This is a genomic window from Rickettsiales bacterium (genome assembly GCA_025210695.1).
Classification (GTDB): domain Bacteria; phylum Pseudomonadota; class Alphaproteobacteria; order Rickettsiales; family CANDYO01; genus CANDYO01.
The window spans coordinates 43,700-60,749 of sequence record JAOARE010000033.1; the positions used below are offsets into that span (position 1 = coordinate 43,700).

Sequence of the window (17,050 nt, forward strand, 5' to 3'; positions counted from 1 at the left end):
ATCTTTCACTTAGAGTATGACCAAGGTAGGTTCCAATAATATTTTCTTCTAAAAACCTTTCCACCAAAGGTCCAGCTTCCACAAAACATATCTGCGCCTATTATATCGAAATCTCTTCTATTTTGTATGTTATAATAAATATTATTTTTATAGTCTTCACTAATCATATTATCATCGATTTCATAATATTTTTGAACATCTTCTATGGTAATATTATCTGTAAAATCTATAATTAACTGATCTAAATTTTGATTGTTTAGATTGAAATGATCTTTAGTAATACGAGAGTAATTACAAACTTTATTGATGTCTTTTGCAACATTTATTCTAAACATTCTTTTAACTCTTTCAAAGAAGCTAAGATTAGAATCTTCTTCGTTAGAATAAGAAATCCCATTTTTAAATCTGGCAAAGTTCAAATTATAAATCATCCACGGGGGTAGAATTACATCATTGTTACTATCTATATTATTCTTTCTAAAATAAGCAATAGTAAGTAATGGGGGACCATTAAAATACAGTTTATCATATCCTTTACATGGATATTCTATATAAATTGGTCGCTCTAAATTAACAACCCTATTTCTTAACGACATTCTTAATGCTTCATTTATAACAGGATGATTAGGCTTGGCAGCTATAAATGCATTTCCATAATAACTAAATTCTGTTTGTTTCTCCCGACCACCAATAAAATCAAATTTTTGCATTAATTCATACAATGCCTTAGGATTATAAATTTCATAATCCATATCGCTATAAATACCACCGAATTTTTGTAGGACCATCAAACGAATCAAATCAGAGGCTTCAGCAAGATGAGGTTTTATATCTTGCCCCTTATCAAGAATTTCTAATAATATTTCATATAATTGACTATCTTTAAATTCCTCCACATCTCTTATTCGAACCCCTTTTATATTTCTAATTTCTTCGGGAATAAAATCAGCTTTATTAGTCCAAATATTGTGCTGCCAATCATGACCTAAGCTATTTAGTTTGCTAAAATTGACCTTCATTTCTTCAATATAAAAATCATTTAAGACTGGAGGAGATTTTAGTGATATAAAAAATACTTTATGAGTTACGGAAGGAATTTTAGGAATTTCAGATATTTCAGCATTTTGATCTAAAAGTTTAACTAAACTACTAGCTATAATTTTTTCATTTTCTTTTTTGTAATCTAAGCCTTCTTGATTAAAAACTTCTAACATAGTTTTATATGCGTTATAACACTGCTTGGCAACATCAAGCTTGACCAAACCTTGATAAAAGGCATCCTTAGGGATATACCCTTTAACTTTTAATATCCTTCCCACACCCGCTGCAAGCAAAAGACTTAAAATAACAATTACAATTTTCTTTGATAGTTTTATTCGCATAAAGCTTTCATATTTCTAAGAAATTTTTAATATTAATAAAAAGCTTAAGTCATGATAAAACAGGAAAACTGGCTTATACAACTTAAATCTAATTTTGTGATTCTACTGCAAAGCCTGGTAATTGTCACTTCAGAAAATATACTAAACTCAAGTAGAAATTATTACTCTATTTTTTACTTGAAGTAGGAGATTTTTTCTTTGCGCTATTGGCAGCATTTTTTCTTATAGCAGGCTTCTTCGCAGCAGGTTTCTTTTCCTCTAAAATTTTTACATCTATTGCATCTGAATCTGCTGAAGCTTTTGATCTAAAAGCACCACTCACAAGATTCTCCATAAACTTTCCTACTTTTTTTAAGCCAGGTTTAATACCATAAGATTCCTGCATTTTAACTATATTATAGACTCCTTCAAATATTACAGCAAAACCTGCTAAAAAAGGTATAGCTGCAGCGAAGCCACCTATAAATGATACACCTCCAAAATACATTAGTTTCTTAGTGCGCTCTTGCCAGAATGCTTTTTTTTCCTTGTCTTGAGAATAGAAAGAAGTGATCTTTGTTGCTATACCTGATATCAAACTCAATCCACCAATGAATCTGACTACAGCACCTATGTATACTACCAGATCAACTAGTGCTAACATCAGTATTCCTATAACAATCTTGATAGCCCCTCTCACTCTAATTGTTCTATTTAAATCTTTTACCATCACTACTCCTTTAAATTATTTTCTAATTCAGCAATTCTTTTTTTTAGCTTTTCTTGTTCTAAACAATATTTTTTAAGCATTTTTTGAACAACTTCAAACTCTTCCCTTTTAACCAAATCCATTTTGCTAAGATAGTTCATTATTCTATCATCTAATTCTGCCTTAGCATCGCTTACCACTCCACCAACAGCTGAAAAAGCACTATTCACTACTTTTGTAAAATCTGAAGAATTGCTCATAATTTTCTCCCATTATTAAATATATAATATATTATAATATAAAAATATCAAAACACTTAATTAACCAATGGCATTTATTTTTCCTAATATTGATCCTGTAATATTATCAATAAGCAACACCCCTTTAAAAATAACCTGGTATTCTTTGTCATATTTGGCAGGTATTTTACTGTCTTGGATATATATTAAACACCTAAATAAACTCAACAAAACCAATCCGTTAGAAACTAAAAAAATTGATGATCTTATCACTTATATCATAATAGGAATTATTATTGGTGGACGTTTAGGATATGTTTTATTTTATGACTTTTTCTTATATTTAAGCAATCCATTACAAATTCTTCGAACCTGGGAAGGTGGCATGTCTTTCCACGGCGGTCTGCTGGGGGTAATTATTGCTTCATACATTTTTTGTAGAATACATAAAGTAGAATTCTTTAGAGTTATGGATTTACTAGCCTGCGCCACGCCCATTGGTTTATTTCTAGGACGTATTGCAAATTTTATTAATGGAGAATTATATGGGCGAACCACTGAAGTAGCTTGGGGAGTAATTTTTCCTAACCAAATTCTTCCTCGTCATCCTAGTCAATTATATGAATCATTGCTTGAAGGCCTAATACTATTTCTAATTTTATTTTTCTTATATGATAAAATTCGTAAGTTTAAAGGTATGGCATCTGGTCTATTTTTACTTTTATACTCTTTATTTCGTGGATTGATTGAAAACTATCGAGAACCAGATTTACATATAGGGTTTGTCTTTGCTAAGATTACCATGGGACAATTACTTTCTATCCCCATGATACTAGCAGGATCATATATAATATATTACAGCATAAAGCATAAGCAAAAATGAAAATTATAGGAAATCTCAGACAAGCAATTCAAGATTATGGCTCAATCACCATGGCACAGTTCATGAGTGAGGCCATGTATAATCTCAATGAAGGATACTATATTCAACATACCCCTATTGGCAAAGATGGAGATTTTGTTACCTCTCCAGAAATAAGCCAATTATTTGGTGAAATGCTTGGGATATATGTAGTTGATTCATGGATAAAACTAGGTAGCCCTGATAAATTTAACCTGGTAGAATTAGGTCCAGGACGCGCTACCTTAATGGAAGACTTACTGAGAGCCACAAAACATATAGAAAATTTTCATCAAACTCTTAATATTCATTTTCTTGAAACTAATAAGCGCCTAATTGAAATTCAAAAGCAACGCCTTGACGCCTATAATATTTTTTGTAAATGGCATAATAGCATTTATTCTCTACCTAATGATTTACCTATTGTTGTTTTAGCTAATGAATTTTTTGATTGCCTCCCCATTAACCAATACGTTAAAGAGAAAGATGTTTGGTATGAGCGCTCAGTCACCTTAAATCTTGAGGAATACAATATAATAAAAACAGTCATTCCAGACAGCTTAAGCAATTCTTTAAATGAAGAACATCCTAATAGCCAAGATTTATCTATTGTTGAAATATGCTATCCAGCTCTAGAAATTATTCAACATCTAGCAGAAATTTTTAAAAAAACTCCAGGATATCTATTAGCTATTGATTATGGATATGATATAAATCCATTAGAAAGAACTGCTTATAATTACACTCTTCAAGCAATTAAAGACCATAAATATCATCCAATCTTTAATGATATTGGAAGAGCGGATCTAACAGCCCATGTAGACTTTTTTGCTCTTAAAAAATCTGCTTTGGCTAATAATTGCAAAACATATGGCAGTGTTCCTCAAGGAGAACTCTTAAAAAATCTTGGCATTCATATTCGCGCTGAAATGCTTAAGAAAAATGCCAGCCCCGAAGTACAAAAAGATATTGACTCAAGGCTAAACCGCCTAATTCACCCAAAACAAATGGGAGAATTATTTAAAGCCATAGCAATTTATAGCAAAAAACTCCCCGTCCCTATAGGATTCGAGGCCTCCAGCTTAATTTCTAATACTTAAATTATAATTAAGCCATTTTAGCAATTTTATCAAATTCAACTAGCTTAGACACCAATTTAGGCATGTTTTTTAAATGCACCATGCAAGGTCCATCACTAGGCGAATTATCTGGATCTTGATGAGTTTCCATAAACACTGCCGCAACTCCAACTGCCACAGCAGCTTTTGCTAAAACCTCAACAAATTCTCTCTGTCCTCCACTGGATCCACCTTGTCCTCCTGGCTGTTGCACAGAATGAGTAGCATCGAATATAACAGGATAATTCGTTTTCTTCATAATAGGCAATGAACGCATATCAGAAACCAAAGTATTATAACCAAAAGATGTACCACGCTCAGTAAGCATAATATTGTTATTATCACATGACTCTATCTTAGCAACAATATTAGTCGCATCCCAAGGGGCAATAAATTGCCCTTTCTTTACATTAACAACTTTACCAGTTTTAGCAGCAGCAACAAGTAAATCTGTTTGACGACATAACAAAGCAGGGATTTGAAGAATATCAACAGACCTTCCAACAATAGCACATTGTTCCTCTGTATGAACGTCTGTTAATACCGGACAGCCAAATGTTTCTCTCACCTCTTCTAAAATCGGTAATCCACTAGCTAATCCCACTCCTCTTTTTCCTTCAATACTTGTGCGATTAGCTTTATCAAAAGAAGATTTATAAACAAATCCAATATTCATCTCCTTAGCGATATAAGATAATGCTTCTGCCATTTCAAGAGCGTGCTGACGAGACTCAATCTGACATGGTCCAGCAATTAAAACAAATGGCAAATCATTTCCAAATGTCACATTACCAACTTTAATATGTTTATGCATAAGATTCCTCTAGCTACTATAATATAATTTATATTCTGCAGGATGTGGTGATTGTTCCACCTCTGCAACTTCTGTCATTTTTAACTTAATATAAGCATCTATCTGATCATCAGTAAACACTCCACCCACTTTTAAAAATTCTCTGTCTTCCGAAAGACTGGATAGAGATTCTTTCAATGAATAACTCACTGTGCTAATTTTTGCTAATTCTTCTTCTGGTAATTGATATAGATTCTTTTCACTTGCTTCACCAGGATGGATCTTATTTTTAATACCATCAAGTCCTGCCATTAACATCGCAGCAAATGCATAATATGGGTTAGCTGTAGGATCAGGAAAACGTACTTCAATTCTCTTCTCTTTAGCAGAATGAACATAAGGAACTCTAATTGATGCTGAACGATTACGCGAAGAATAAGCAAGTAATACTGGAGCTTCAAATCCTGGAACCAATCTTTTATAGCTATTGGTAGATGGATTAGTAAATGCATTAATTGCCTTAGCATGCTTAATTATTCCACCAATATAATATAAACATTCATCTGATAATTCTGCATATTTATCTCCAGAAAATAATGGCTTACCATCTTTCCAAAGAGATTGATGAACATGCATTCCAGAACCATTATCTCCAAGAATTGGTTTAGGCATAAAAGTTACCGTTTTACCAAAACCATCTGCTACATTATGCGCCACATATTTATATTTCTGAATATTATCGGCAGTTTCTATTAAATCACCAAACCTGAAACCTAATTCACATTGACTCGAAGCAACCTCGTGATGGTGCATTAATGGAGTTATCCCTACTTGCTTAAGAAACAAACACATTTCACCTCGTAAATCATTAAAGTGATCCATAGGCATCACTGGCATATAACCACCTTTAACCACTGGTCTATGACCAAGATTACCTACTTCTTTAAATTCACGACCAGTATTATAAGGCCCCTCAGATGAATCCACTTTATAAAAAGATTCATTAGCTTCGACATCAAAACGTACTGAATCAAAAACAAAAAACTCTAATTCTGGTCCAAAAAATGCCTCATCCGCTAAGCCAGATTTACTCAAATAATCTTTAGCTTTTTGTAGTGTAGAACGAGGATCTCGAATATATGCTTTTCCATCCACTGGATCAATAATGTCACAAATAAATACCAAAGTTGGATTTAGTGAGAAAGGGTCTATAAAAGCTGAAGATAACTCCGGTAACATAATCATGTCTGAATGATGAATCTCTTTCCAGCCACTAATTGATGAGCCATCAAACATCACACCTCTAGTAAAAGTATCTTGAGAAAGCTGATCGATATGATATGTCATATGATGCCATCTTCCTCGAGGATCTGTAAAACGAAAATTACAGAACACTATTTCTTGATCCTTTTCTTGATGTTTAAGAAACTTACTTAAATCTTTAAAGTCCTTTAAGTGTAACATTCTTTCTAACTCCATTTATATAAAGCTCATTGGTGCACCCGAGACGATTCGAACGTCCGACCTTTGCCTTCGGAGGGCAATGCTCTATCCAGCTGAGCTACGAATGCTTCAATAACTCACATATAGGGTAGTGTATTTCATTGAATATAGCAATATAATTTGCTCCATATCAAAGCCTTCAATTATAAAACAGCAGTTAAAAAATATTAATATCTGTTGCAAAGATCAATAAACCATGTTAATATTGTTAAAAAATTATTTACAAATAAGGGATACCTACATGATTACATATAAAGGATTAAAGTTCATACTTGAAAACAATAATATATTAGGAATTGCTTTTACAAACACGGGAGAAGCCTTTCACTTTAACGGACCAGATACAAAAATTGTAGGGTTAACCTTAACAATCATTGGATTATCTTTAGAAAAAGCTATGGAATATTATAATGAAATAACGTCAATCCATGACATAGAATCATTAAAACTAAATGAACTATCGGGAGCAGGTTATGAATATTACCAGGATTCTGACCCAATTTTCTAAAAGATTACTTCTTTGAAAACTTTGACTCTCTACCCTCAATCAAACGAACAATATTCTCTTTATGTTTCATTAAAATAAGTATAATAAGAGTAATCATTAAAAATAAATTACCCCCCACAGGCATAGTTATACTCAAAGAAATAATAGCCGCTATTGCAGCAGCTATTGCAGCCAAAGAAGAATAGCTGGATATTGCAAATGTAATAATCCACGTGGCCATCAGCATTAAAGCAACTTTTGGAAATAAATATAAACCGAGACCTAAAAAACTAGCCACTCCTTTTCCACCTTTAAACTTTAGCCAAACAGGAAATAAATGTCCAATAAAACTCGCGCTTCCTACTAAATAATCCATATTAAAGCCTAGCATTTTAGCAAGAAAAATAGCTAATATTATTTTTCCACTATCTGCTATCAAAGTTAGCAGAGCCAATACTTTACCGCCAGTTCGCAATACATTAGTTGTACCAATATTTCCAGAGCCAAGTTTGCGTATATCTCCACGACCTGAACATAAACTAATCAGCAAACCAAAAGGAATCGAACCCATAAAATAAGCTAATATTAAGATTATGGCTTCCTCAAACATTTTTACTTACCTCTTTCTTTTTAATTCTCTGCGATAATGATTTACATATTTATTATGAGAAGCAAGAGTACTTGAAAAATTATGCCCCCCTTTCCCATCAGCGACAAAAAATATTTCTTTAGTATTTAAAGGGTGAAGCGCAGCCTCAAGTGATTTAATCCCCGGATTGCATATTGCTGTAGGAGGCAGCCCCGTATACAAATAGGTATTATAAAGTGATTTTATTCTTAGGTCTTTTGAAGTAATGCTACGCTTAAAAATATATTGACCCTGAGTAATAGCATAAATTACTGTAGGATCCGCCTGCAACCTTATCTTCTTACGCAAACGATTTACAAATACTCCAGCTATTCTAGATCTCTCAGACTCTATACCTGTCTCTTTCTCAATAATTGAAGCTAGAATCACAGCCTCTTCTTTATTAGATAAAGGCAAGTTAGCTTCACGTTTATTCCATAGTTCATCAATTATATCCTGACTTTTATTATAGATACGCTTCAATAGCATCATTTTTGTTTCGCCATAAGTATAGTGATAAGTATCAGCTAAAAAATCTCCATCTTTAAATTTACGAGTTACATTACCAATCAACATTTCTTCAGCAATAACTTGATCAATAACTTCTTTTGCAAGACCACCTTCAGGAACCATAAACTTATGAACAATAACTCTCCCCTCATGCATCATATCAATAATGTCTCTAACCGAGCTATGGGGAGGAATTTCATATTCTCCAGCTTGCATGTAAGTATCGGGGAAGAATACCCTATGTACTGTCCAGAAAACCCTAGGATATTTAATAACTTGATGCTTAGCTAATTCTTTAGCAATTTTTTTTACGGAATATCCACGAGGAATAATTAGGCGAACAGCCTTGCTCTGGTTATTTGGAGCATTTATATAATGGCTCAATTCTAGATATACTAAACTTGAGCCAATCATAGAAATAAATACTAACGTAATTAGTATTATTCTAGTCTTCATAACGCTTAAAGATTAAGGAAGCATTGGTGCCACCAAAACCAAATGAGTTTGATAACGCAACATCAACTCGTCTTTCTTGAGCAGTATGAGCTACTAAATCAATCACCGCCTCTTCAGGAGGATTATCTAAGTTTAAAGTTGGCGGAACAATATTATCTCTCATAGCTAATATAGAATAAATCGCCTCCACGCTACCTGCCGCTCCAAGCAAGTGACCAATTGAAGATTTAGTGGAAGACATTGCCATCTTCTTAGCATTATCACCAAATAAATGCTGAACAGAGCCAAGTTCAAGCTCATCCCCCATAGGAGTTGAAGTACCATGTGCATTAATATAATTTACTTGATCTATGTTTAAATTCGCCCTCTTCATTGCCATTTGCATAGCTCTAAAACCACCTCTTCCTTCTGGATGAGGAGATGTAATATGATATGCATCCCCAGTTAAACCATAACCAACGATCTCTCCATAAATTTTTGCACCACGTTTTTTGGCATGCTCCAATTCCTCTAAAACAAGGATACCTGCCCCTTCACCCATTACAAAACCATCACGGTCTTTGTCCCAAGGCCGGGAAGCTTTTTCAGGCACGTCATTAAATCTAGTGGATAAAGCCTTGGCTGCAGAGAAACCTGCGATACTTGCATTACAAATGGCTCCTTCTGTACCACCAGCAACCATAACATTGGCATCACCATATTGAATTAATCTTGCTGCATCACCAATTGCATGTGCACCCGTTGAACAAGCGGTAACCACCGAATGGTTAGGTCCACTAAAACCATATTTAATTGACAAATTCCCTGATACCAAGTTAATTAATGCTGAGGGAATAAAGAAAGGACTAGTCCTCTTTTCAGGATTATTATTTAAAGTTATCGATGTTTCCTCAATGGTTGGCAAACCACCAATACCAGAACCAATCATAACACCCGTCATATCCAGCTCTTCTTGGTCTGTTGGAGTCCATCCTGCATCTTCAACAGCGGCAATTGCAGCAATCATTCCATAAGTAATGAAGTAGTCCATTTTCTTCATTTCTTTATTTGAAAGATAATTCAAAGGATTGAATTTCCCTTCTCCTTCACCATATTTAAGTTCACCAGCTACTTTATTAGGAACATTGGCTGTATCAAAACGCTCAATTTTAGAAATACCAGACTTGCTATTAATTAACTTCTGCCAATTTTCTTCAAGCCCAACACCAAAAGGAGAAACAATCCCCATACCAGTTATAACTACTCTTCTCATATAATATTAGTCCTCTAAATTAACAATCACTTTAAAAGTAGATTATATATTTTAGCTTCTAAAAATCAAGTTTTATTCTTATTCCATCTGATCAAGCACTTTGAGACACATGACAATGATGCAAAAATATGTAATACCTAATTTTCCTTTAGGAAATAAGATTATAATAGCAAGATAATCGACCAAGATACTTATTAACGCTTATAGCCCTGGCATTCATTTCAACATTATGCACTCTCAAATAATCAACACCTTGACTTGAGAGATAGCTTGATATAACGGCAGTTTCTATATCCCTTTGTGAAAATGATTGATCTGTAATTAAATTCATGAAAGATTTACGAGAATGACCATAATATATGGGATAACCTAAATCTACAAATATTTTAGCATCTCTAATTAACTGCCAGCTTTGCTCGGCAGTTTTGCCCATACCAACACCAGGATCAAATATAATCTGCTCTTTTCTAATACCATTATCCATTAAATATTCAGCTTTTTCTAGCAACCAATTTTTTACAACTGAAGTAACATTTAAATCTTCAGGAACCGTCCTCTTTGGATCCACATGAAGAGTTACATTATGCATAATAACTAATTTAATATCTGTATCCCTAGCAAGATCTATAATTCTCTTATCTTCAAATCCACTCTGATCATTAATCCAAGCTATTGGCATTTTCTCCATCAAATATTGTAACACCTCAAAGTTATAGCTATCCACACTAACTTCCACAGAAGAATCTTTAATAGCCGGTAAAATTGCTGGCAACACTTTATCAAACCTATTTTTCTCTTCTTTAATACTAGGAGCAACACTTTTAGGTCTGGTAGAAACAGCACCTATATCTATAACATCTGGTTTTGCTTGAACCAATTTTTGCACTTGTTTTAAAGCCTCTGATGGCTCAACAAATAATCCACCATCTGAAAAAGAATTTGGAGTTATATTTAAAATAGCTACTAATTTTGCTTGTTTCATTACTCAACCTCCCAAAGATTTTATTAATACTCAAATAAAATAAATTATTATATACAATATTCTTTATAAGAAGCTATATATTATAGTAAGAAGTTAACTAAACAATGAATATTAACTATAAGTTATGCACAATTAACTAAATACACGTTTATAAAGCCTTCACTTTTTAAAGAGAAATAGATTAGTATTTTAACCAATGCTCTACAAGCCCCAGTTTTACTCATGTCAAGATAATATCTTGCAAACACTTGATTATTTTATAAACTATCTTAAAGCACTAGTTTTTCTAAGACCTGAGAGCTATACTATAAAACATCAACAAAGTTATCCACATTTTTAGTGTATAAAATTTTTGCAATCAATATGGTTAAAATGATAACAAAAACTGCTATAGAAATTATAAAAACAGAATTACTTAATATGCCTAATCTTCCTGGGGTTTATCGCATGTTAGACAAAGATGACAAAGTTTTATATATTGGCAAAGCTAAAGATTTATCTAAAAGAATAATTAATTATACACAACTTAATCGCTTATGCGAAAGAATGAAACTCGCAATTAATAAAACTGCAAAATTAGAAATCATAACTGTTAATACTGAAGCTCAAGCTTTAATCCTAGAAGCTAATTTAATCAAAAGTCTCAAACCCCAATATAACATTCTGCTTAAAGACGATAAGTCGATGCCTTATATTCTATTAACTCAAAATCATAACTTTCCTCAACTCCTCAAGTTTCGCGGCAGAAAAAGTACTAATGGGCAATATTTTGGCCCCTTCGCCTCTTCAAAAATAGTCACCGATACTATCGAATTCTTAGAAAAAAACTTTCTCTTGCGTAATTGTTCTGATAGCTTCTTCTCATCACGTAAAACTGCATGTATGCAATACCAGATAAAACGCTGTTCTGCTCCTTGCGTTAACAAAATAACTCCAGAAGCATATCAGGACAATGTAAATCAGGCTTTAGCTTTCCTAAAAGGAAAGTCTGTCAAGCTTCAACAAGAGCTAAGTTTAAATATGCAACAAGCAAGTAAAAATATGGAATATGAAAAGGCCGCTAAATATCGAGATCAATTACGCTCCTTAAATTATATCCAAAATAAAAACGCCAATTTATTTAATTTAGAAGATGCAGATGTAATAGGAATAACAAAAGAAGGAGACATAGCCTGCATCCAATTATTCCTATTTCGTAATGGTCAAAATTATGGCAATCGTTGCTTCTTCTTTGATAGGGTTGCAGATGAAGAGGAAGAAAAAATCTTAGCTTTATTCATTGCCCAACTATACCAAAATAATTCAATTCCAAAAGAAACCATAGTAAATATCCTTCCAGAAGAACTAAAAGAATTAACAGAAGCATTCAACGCCAAAATTATTCTTCCTAAATCTGGAGAAAAGTTTAAAGCTATACAATTTGCTCAAGAGAATAGTAAAATTGCCTTAAATAGAAAATATGAAGAAAAACATCAAAAAAAAATCTTATTAAAACAAGTTCAAGAATTATTTGAAATTAATCATCCAATTAAAAAAATTGAAGTATATGATAACAGCCACATCATGGGGGCTCACGCTGTTGGAGCAATGATTGTAGCCACTGAAGATGGATTCAGCAAAAGACATTACCGCAAATATAATATCAAAACCACTGATATTGGTGATGACTACGCAATGCTAAAAGAAATGTTAAATAAACGTTTGTCTAAGAAAGAAAACCTTCCTGATTTACTGCTTATTGATGGAGGAGAAGGCCACTTAACTTCGGCAGATTCTGTATTAAAGAACTTAAATTTAGATATTCCTTTAGTATGCATCTCTAAAGGAGTTGAGCGCAACGCTGGCAAAGAAGTTTTTCACCGAATGAATAAAGAAAGCTTCACCTTAGATAAATCCTTTGCCGTTATGAAATATTTACAAATTCTTCGTGATGAGGCTCATCGCTTTGCCATCACCAGCCATAGAAAAAAACGTTCTTCAGCTATGAATTTCTCAGAACTAAACCAAATACCAGGAATTGGCCCTAAACGTCGCAAAGCTCTGATTCTTCATTTTACTTCAATAGATGAAATTAAAAATGCTAGTATCAAACAACTAGTAGCTCTTAAAGGAATTAGCAAAAAAACTGCAGAAGAAATTTATAAATACTTTCACCAATAATTTTTAAAATGCTTAGGAATGAAAATTTTATTCATAATAATCACATCAAAGCATATTTGATATCTTTGATATCTAGGATTCCTAATTAGAAAAAACTCTGCCGCTTTAGTAATCCTTTGTTGCTGCCTTTTGCTAATAAAATCCATTAAGCTAATGTCTCTTCTTGCTTTAACTTCAATAAATATTATTTGGTTATTTTTTCTAGCCACAAGATCAATCTCACCAAAAGGACTTCTATATCTACGGTCAATTATTTTATAAAACTTAAAGCGCAAATACCAAGAAGCAATGACTTCAGCTAAAAATCCGAAATAATATCTACTGCGCTTCTGCTTAATGCTCATCTGATGAATTTAGTTGATTGAAAAATTCTTTACCCTCGCGAAAATAAACAACATTTTTTTCTTCAAAGGCAATTTTTTCTTCAGGGGATGTTGGAAATTTAGCCTGCACCTTTCTTCTCCTTATAGAGAAAGATCCGAAACCTCTAATCTCTATTCTTTTTCCTTTAGCTAAAGAACTCACCATCTCTTCAAAAACAATATTCACCACATCAGCCACTTGGGCGGTTGTTAGAAAAGGATAGCTTTCATGAATTTTAGTAATAAGCTCTGACTTATTCATAAGATTTATATAAAAAGTAAAGACATCTAGATAATACAAATTATACTATATACACAATACCAGTCCATAGTTTTATTTGCTAATTTATAATAACTATAGGAAGGATTCTTGTCGGCACACAAATATTCTATATAACCACATTTTCCTTCGACTTCATACACTAAATCTATCACTAACTCTATATACACTAACTCTATAAAGTTACTTTTGTTACCATTATCTATTTTAAACACAATAGTTTTAAATCTGTTCCTATCCACAGCAGTCCAAATTCTGGTGTATGGACACGTCCATTCCCCTGTTTTTTTTCTTCAAGGATTTTTTAATATAAAGTAGAAAGCTCATCCATTTCAAGTATTTCAATGTCCTAAGATTCTTCTTTACGCTCGGTGGATTCAAGAATCTAGGGAAACAGGATGTTTTGATGCAAAGCTTCAAGAGGAGTATTATTAATTATATTTTCTACCCAGTCAATATGCGCAATAGAAACTCCTCTAACAGATGAGTTCTTTGGCAGCAAAATCCTCACTCTACCATTTAAATTCTCTACAGCTCCCTTCTGCCAAGAAGAATGTGGATTACAGAAAAAAACTCTTAGCTTCATTTTATACCGCTGTCTATCTAGTCTATTTATAATAAACACTCCCAAAATCTTTGCTTGTATTCTGTATAGGATGCTAATACAATGTATCTATAGCTATGGTTTTAAGGAGATGATATGAAAAAATTTACTGTGCCATGTGATTTTGGAGGGCAAAAATCGCCATTTACTATATATGTTGGTGACCCTGAACCTAAACATCATCCTTTACATTTCCAGTCTAATTGGTTATCTAAAGAGCGTGGAGGAAATATTCCCCCAGAAGTTATGGATTCTATAGCAAAACTTAAAGATATTTCTGAACAAAATGGTGTTTCCTTTGAGGATTTATGTGTTTATGCATTGGGGGCCGCTCAGCAAGAAGAAGCTCAAGATGAAGAGGAACTTGAAGACCAGGATGAATAAATCTACTAAAATTGCCCCATCTATTTTGTCCGCTGACTTTTCTAAATTAGGTGAGGAAATACAGACAATTAGTGAATTTGCAGATTATATACATATTGATATTATGGACGGTCATTTTGTTCCCAATATTACCATTGGCCCCAAAGTTGTTAAATCTCTCCGCAGCCATAGCGAGTTAGTATTTGATGTACATTTAATGACTTATAATGTTGATCATTATATTAAAGAATTTGCTCAAGCTGGTGCTGATATAATTACCATTCATGCAGAAGCATGCACTCATTTAGACAAAAGTCTTAACCTAATAAAGTCATTGGGTAAAAAGGCCGGGGTTTCTTTGGTTCCATCAAGCCATGAAGACAAATTAGATTATGTTATGGATATAGCGGATTTAATTTTAGTGATGTCAGTTAATCCTGGTTTTGGTGGGCAGAAATTTATCTCAAGCCAATTAAAGAAAATTGAGAACATCAAAAATAAAATTATAAATACAGGTCGCTTAATAGAATTAGAAGTGGATGGAGGGATTAATCCAACCACTGGCAAGCAGGTGATCAGTGCGGGGGCTGATGTTTTAGTTTCCGGTGATTATATCTTTAAAGATGGGCCTGAGAATTATTCAAGAAACATATCTAGTTTACGTTAATGCAATTAAAAACCTTACTTGATGCAGCCATTATTGATTTAAATGATGCTAATATACCAACTGCTTTATTGGATGCTAGGTTGCTTTTGCAATATGCAGCGAAAATAACACAAGAGACAGTATATTTAGAACCAGAATTAATAATCCCAAAAGATGTGATAGCTGTTTATAATCAGTATATAAATAGAAGAATAAACCATGAGCCGGTGGCTAAGATTATTGGCAAGAAATCTTTTTGGTCTAGTGATTTTGTGGTGAATAAACATGTTCTAGATCCTCGTCCAGATAGTGAAGTTATTATAGAAACTGCTATAAATCTCTTTCCTAATAAAAACGATGCCCTTAGAGTTTTAGATATTGGTAGTGGAAGTGGTTGCCTATTGCTCTCTATTCTAAAAGAATTCCCAAATGCTACAGGAATAGCAAGTGATATTTCAGAGGAAGCCTTAAAGGTGGTGAAAGAGAATATTGAGCTATTGGAATTAGGAGATAGGGCTAAATGTATAAGGCAGAACTGGGCTGACGATTTAATGGAGAAATTTGATCTTATTATTAGTAATCCTCCTTATATTCCAACTGGAGATATTCTTGCCTTAGAGTTAGATGTTAAAGATTATGATCCTCTTCTGGCCCTAGATGGGGGAGATGATGGTTTAGATCCATATAGATATTTAGCTAGGCAAATATCCTCTCTTTTAAAACCAGAAGCTTATGCTATACTTGAATTTGGATTCGATCAAGGAAAATCTGTTAGGCAAATATTCATGCAGCAGAGTTATATTATAAATAAAATGTTGTTTGATTTAGGCGGTATTGAACGAGCAATAGTGGTGAGTATTTAAGTTTATGTATACATTGTATCATTTTTCTTTATGCCCTTTTTCTAGATTAATTAGAGTATTACTGGCAGAAAAACAATCTAGTTTTATATTACGTGAAGAGAAGCCTTGGGAGAAAAATGTGGCTGTTATCGATCCATCAGCTGATATTCCAAGATTGGAAGTTGGAAGCTATATATTATCTTCTGTTTATGCTATCTGTGAATATCTGGAGGAAGCCGAATCTCCAGCAGTTTTTCTAACTACAGATAAGTTGATGAATGCTGAGATTCGTCGTTTATTTCATTGGTTCTGTGATAGATTCTATCACGAAGTGACTAGATATTTTGTAGAAGAAAAAATAATGTCTCATTACATGAATAGAGGATCTCCAAGAACTCATTTTATTAAGGCAGCTAGAAATAATCTAACTCACCATTTAGATTATATGGAATTATTGCTTCATTCTAGAAAAAGATTAGCAGGAAATAGTTTGAGTTTAGCTGATTTAGCTGCAGCTACTCAAATATCTGTGGTTGATTACTTGGGGGATATGGATTGGGCTGGACATCAATTAACTAAAGAATGGTATGCTGTGATAAAGTCTCGCCCAGGATTTAGAGCACTTCTTTCAGATAGGTTGGCTGGATTTACTCCTCCTCCTCATTATCAGAATTTAGATTTTTAGGAATAAAAACCTCACCTTTTGCAAGATGAGGTTAAAATTTTTAATGACAGGAAAAGTTTTAAGCAGCTTTTTTAGCTTTCTCTAACGCTTTTTTAGCTTGCTCCACCACTGCTTTAAAAGCTTCTGGTTCTCTCACTGCTAAATCAGCTAACACTTTACGATCTAAATC

The 17,050-nt window shown here is 33.2% G+C and carries 20 protein-coding genes, 1 tRNA gene and 1 pseudogene; 8 read left to right on the forward strand and 14 right to left on the reverse strand.

All coding sequences use genetic code 11. The annotated features are described in order from the left end of the window. Positions 1–5: 5 nt before the first annotated feature. The 3 genes from N4A31_05455 to N4A31_05465 all read right to left on the reverse strand — a co-directional run bounded on the left by N4A31_05455 (position 6) and on the right by N4A31_05465 (position 2,330). The gene (locus tag N4A31_05455) at positions 6–1,382 is read right to left on the reverse strand and encodes a hypothetical protein (GenBank protein ID MCT4635667.1); all 1,377 of its coding nucleotides are present in this window, start codon (positions 1,380–1,382) and stop codon (positions 6–8) included. Positions 1,383–1,548: 166 nt separating this feature from the next. Continuing rightward, on the reverse strand, positions 1,549–2,091 hold the full coding sequence (locus tag N4A31_05460; GenBank protein ID MCT4635668.1) for a hypothetical protein: 543 nt from the start codon (positions 2,089–2,091) through the stop codon (positions 1,549–1,551). Positions 2,092–2,093: 2 nt separating this feature from the next. After that, positions 2,094–2,330: an accessory factor UbiK family protein gene (locus tag N4A31_05465; GenBank protein ID MCT4635669.1), complete on the reverse strand. Its 237-nt coding sequence runs from the start codon at positions 2,328–2,330 to the stop codon at positions 2,094–2,096. Between the two features lie 67 nt (positions 2,331–2,397). On the opposite strand from N4A31_05465, the gene lgt reads away from it, so the two are divergent. Further along, positions 2,398–3,192, forward strand: a complete 795-nt coding sequence (lgt, locus tag N4A31_05470) for a prolipoprotein diacylglyceryl transferase (protein ID MCT4635670.1) — start codon at positions 2,398–2,400, stop codon at positions 3,190–3,192. After that, positions 3,189–4,310, forward strand: coding sequence for an SAM-dependent methyltransferase (locus N4A31_05475; GenBank protein MCT4635671.1), 1,122 nt, complete (start codon positions 3,189–3,191; stop codon positions 4,308–4,310). The genes lgt and N4A31_05475 overlap by 4 nt, the downstream gene beginning before the upstream one ends. Before the next feature lie 7 nt (positions 4,311–4,317). Here N4A31_05475 and kdsA read toward each other — a convergent pair whose 3' ends face one another. The 3 genes from kdsA to N4A31_05490 all read right to left on the reverse strand — a co-directional run bounded on the left by kdsA (position 4,318) and on the right by N4A31_05490 (position 6,692). After that, on the reverse strand, positions 4,318–5,142 hold the full coding sequence (kdsA, locus tag N4A31_05480; protein ID MCT4635672.1) for a 3-deoxy-8-phosphooctulonate synthase: 825 nt from the start codon (positions 5,140–5,142) through the stop codon (positions 4,318–4,320). Between the two features lie 9 nt (positions 5,143–5,151). Next, positions 5,152–6,585, reverse strand: coding sequence for a type I glutamate--ammonia ligase (glnA, locus tag N4A31_05485; protein MCT4635673.1), 1,434 nt, complete (start codon positions 6,583–6,585; stop codon positions 5,152–5,154). A 30-nt stretch (positions 6,586–6,615) separates the two neighbouring features. Then, positions 6,616–6,692: transfer RNA gene (locus N4A31_05490), tRNA-Arg, on the reverse strand. Between the two features lie 173 nt (positions 6,693–6,865). Here N4A31_05490 and N4A31_05495 point away from each other — a divergent pair. After that, positions 6,866–7,132, forward strand: coding sequence for a hypothetical protein (locus N4A31_05495; GenBank protein MCT4635674.1), 267 nt, complete (start codon positions 6,866–6,868; stop codon positions 7,130–7,132). 4 nt (positions 7,133–7,136) lie between these two features. On the opposite strand, the gene plsY is transcribed toward N4A31_05495, so the two are convergent. The 4 genes from plsY to folP all read right to left on the reverse strand — a co-directional run bounded on the left by plsY (position 7,137) and on the right by folP (position 10,939). Further along, positions 7,137–7,721: a glycerol-3-phosphate 1-O-acyltransferase PlsY gene (gene plsY, locus N4A31_05500; GenBank protein ID MCT4635675.1), complete on the reverse strand. Its 585-nt coding sequence runs from the start codon at positions 7,719–7,721 to the stop codon at positions 7,137–7,139. Between the two features lie 6 nt (positions 7,722–7,727). Continuing rightward, positions 7,728–8,705 (reverse strand): endolytic transglycosylase MltG, encoded by a 978-nt coding sequence (gene mltG / locus N4A31_05505; GenBank protein ID MCT4635676.1) that lies wholly within the window; start codon positions 8,703–8,705, stop codon positions 7,728–7,730. After that, on the reverse strand, positions 8,695–9,957 hold the full coding sequence (fabF, locus tag N4A31_05510; protein MCT4635677.1) for a beta-ketoacyl-ACP synthase II: 1,263 nt from the start codon (positions 9,955–9,957) through the stop codon (positions 8,695–8,697). Before fabF ends, mltG begins: the two co-directional genes overlap by 11 nt. A gap of 148 nt (positions 9,958–10,105) precedes the next feature. Continuing rightward, on the reverse strand, positions 10,106–10,939 hold the full coding sequence (gene folP / locus N4A31_05515) for a dihydropteroate synthase (GenBank protein MCT4635678.1): 834 nt from the start codon (positions 10,937–10,939) through the stop codon (positions 10,106–10,108). A gap of 372 nt (positions 10,940–11,311) precedes the next feature. Here folP and uvrC point away from each other — a divergent pair, with 372 nt between their 5' ends. Further along, positions 11,312–13,099, forward strand: coding sequence for an excinuclease ABC subunit UvrC (gene uvrC, locus N4A31_05520; GenBank protein MCT4635679.1), 1,788 nt, complete (start codon positions 11,312–11,314; stop codon positions 13,097–13,099). Here the strand turns inward: uvrC and N4A31_05525 are convergent. The 3 genes and pseudogenes from N4A31_05525 to N4A31_05535 form a co-directional block, all read right to left on the reverse strand. Next, positions 13,090–13,443, reverse strand: coding sequence for a YraN family protein (locus tag N4A31_05525; GenBank protein ID MCT4635680.1), 354 nt, complete (start codon positions 13,441–13,443; stop codon positions 13,090–13,092). The two genes, uvrC and N4A31_05525, sit on opposite strands and share 10 nt — an antisense overlap. Beyond that, the gene (locus N4A31_05530; protein ID MCT4635681.1) at positions 13,433–13,723 is read right to left on the reverse strand and encodes an integration host factor subunit beta; all 291 of its coding nucleotides are present in this window, start codon (positions 13,721–13,723) and stop codon (positions 13,433–13,435) included. Before N4A31_05530 ends, N4A31_05525 begins: the two co-directional genes overlap by 11 nt. Positions 13,724–14,234: 511 nt before the next feature. Beyond that, positions 14,235–14,333, reverse strand: a pseudogene (locus tag N4A31_05535) (IS30 family transposase). A 108-nt stretch (positions 14,334–14,441) separates the two neighbouring features. Here N4A31_05535 and N4A31_05540 point away from each other — a divergent pair. Genes N4A31_05540 through N4A31_05555 form a run of 4 tightly spaced genes read left to right on the forward strand, consistent with a single transcriptional unit; the run spans position 14,442 to position 16,881 of the window. Then, complete coding sequence (locus N4A31_05540; protein MCT4635682.1) at positions 14,442–14,729, forward strand: DUF2610 domain-containing protein; 288 nt, start codon at positions 14,442–14,444, stop codon at positions 14,727–14,729. Beyond that, entirely contained in the window at positions 14,722–15,375 is a 654-nt protein-coding gene (gene rpe / locus N4A31_05545; protein MCT4635683.1) for a ribulose-phosphate 3-epimerase, read from the forward strand. The genes N4A31_05540 and rpe overlap by 8 nt, the downstream gene beginning before the upstream one ends. Further along, a complete protein-coding gene (prmC, locus tag N4A31_05550; GenBank protein ID MCT4635684.1) occupies positions 15,375–16,217 on the forward strand; it encodes a peptide chain release factor N(5)-glutamine methyltransferase in 843 nt (280 codons plus the stop codon). Before rpe ends, prmC begins: the two co-directional genes overlap by 1 nt. Positions 16,218–16,221: 4 nt before the next feature. Continuing rightward, positions 16,222–16,881 carry a glutathione S-transferase family protein gene (locus tag N4A31_05555; GenBank protein ID MCT4635685.1) on the forward strand — a complete coding sequence of 220 codons (660 nt, stop codon included), beginning with the start codon at positions 16,222–16,224 and terminating at the stop codon, positions 16,879–16,881. Between the two features lie 58 nt (positions 16,882–16,939). On the opposite strand, the gene N4A31_05560 is transcribed toward N4A31_05555, so the two are convergent. Further along, on the reverse strand, positions 16,940–17,050 hold a 111-nt coding region (locus N4A31_05560; protein ID MCT4635686.1), incomplete at its 5' end, for a bL20 family ribosomal protein.

What these genes read in the sequence shown, in the direction of transcription:
- N4A31_05455 (MCT4635667.1), bottom strand. Translation starts at nt 1,382, where the DNA reads ATGCGAATAAAACTATCAAAGAAAATTGTAATTGTTATTTTAAGTCTT.
- N4A31_05460 (MCT4635668.1), bottom strand. Translation starts at nt 2,091, where the DNA reads ATGGTAAAAGATTTAAATAGAACAATTAGAGTGAGAGGGGCTATCAAG.
- N4A31_05465 (MCT4635669.1), bottom strand. Translation starts at nt 2,330, where the DNA reads ATGAGCAATTCTTCAGATTTTACAAAAGTAGTGAATAGTGCTTTTTCA.
- lgt (MCT4635670.1), top strand. Translation starts at nt 2,398, where the DNA reads ATGGCATTTATTTTTCCTAATATTGATCCTGTAATATTATCAATAAGC.
- N4A31_05475 (MCT4635671.1), top strand. Translation starts at nt 3,189, where the DNA reads ATGAAAATTATAGGAAATCTCAGACAAGCAATTCAAGATTATGGCTCA.
- kdsA (MCT4635672.1), bottom strand. Translation starts at nt 5,142, where the DNA reads ATGCATAAACATATTAAAGTTGGTAATGTGACATTTGGAAATGATTTG.
- glnA (MCT4635673.1), bottom strand. Translation starts at nt 6,585, where the DNA reads ATGTTACACTTAAAGGACTTTAAAGATTTAAGTAAGTTTCTTAAACAT.
- N4A31_05495 (MCT4635674.1), top strand. Translation starts at nt 6,866, where the DNA reads ATGATTACATATAAAGGATTAAAGTTCATACTTGAAAACAATAATATA.
- plsY (MCT4635675.1), bottom strand. Translation starts at nt 7,721, where the DNA reads ATGTTTGAGGAAGCCATAATCTTAATATTAGCTTATTTTATGGGTTCG.
- mltG (MCT4635676.1), bottom strand. Translation starts at nt 8,705, where the DNA reads ATGAAGACTAGAATAATACTAATTACGTTAGTATTTATTTCTATGATT.
- fabF (MCT4635677.1), bottom strand. Translation starts at nt 9,957, where the DNA reads ATGAGAAGAGTAGTTATAACTGGTATGGGGATTGTTTCTCCTTTTGGT.
- folP (MCT4635678.1), bottom strand. Translation starts at nt 10,939, where the DNA reads ATGAAACAAGCAAAATTAGTAGCTATTTTAAATATAACTCCAAATTCT.
- uvrC (MCT4635679.1), top strand. Translation starts at nt 11,312, where the DNA reads ATGATAACAAAAACTGCTATAGAAATTATAAAAACAGAATTACTTAAT.
- N4A31_05525 (MCT4635680.1), bottom strand. Translation starts at nt 13,443, where the DNA reads ATGAGCATTAAGCAGAAGCGCAGTAGATATTATTTCGGATTTTTAGCT.
- N4A31_05530 (MCT4635681.1), bottom strand. Translation starts at nt 13,723, where the DNA reads ATGAATAAGTCAGAGCTTATTACTAAAATTCATGAAAGCTATCCTTTT.
- N4A31_05540 (MCT4635682.1), top strand. Translation starts at nt 14,442, where the DNA reads ATGAAAAAATTTACTGTGCCATGTGATTTTGGAGGGCAAAAATCGCCA.
- rpe (MCT4635683.1), top strand. Translation starts at nt 14,722, where the DNA reads ATGAATAAATCTACTAAAATTGCCCCATCTATTTTGTCCGCTGACTTT.
- prmC (MCT4635684.1), top strand. Translation starts at nt 15,375, where the DNA reads ATGCAATTAAAAACCTTACTTGATGCAGCCATTATTGATTTAAATGAT.
- N4A31_05555 (MCT4635685.1), top strand. Translation starts at nt 16,222, where the DNA reads ATGTATACATTGTATCATTTTTCTTTATGCCCTTTTTCTAGATTAATT.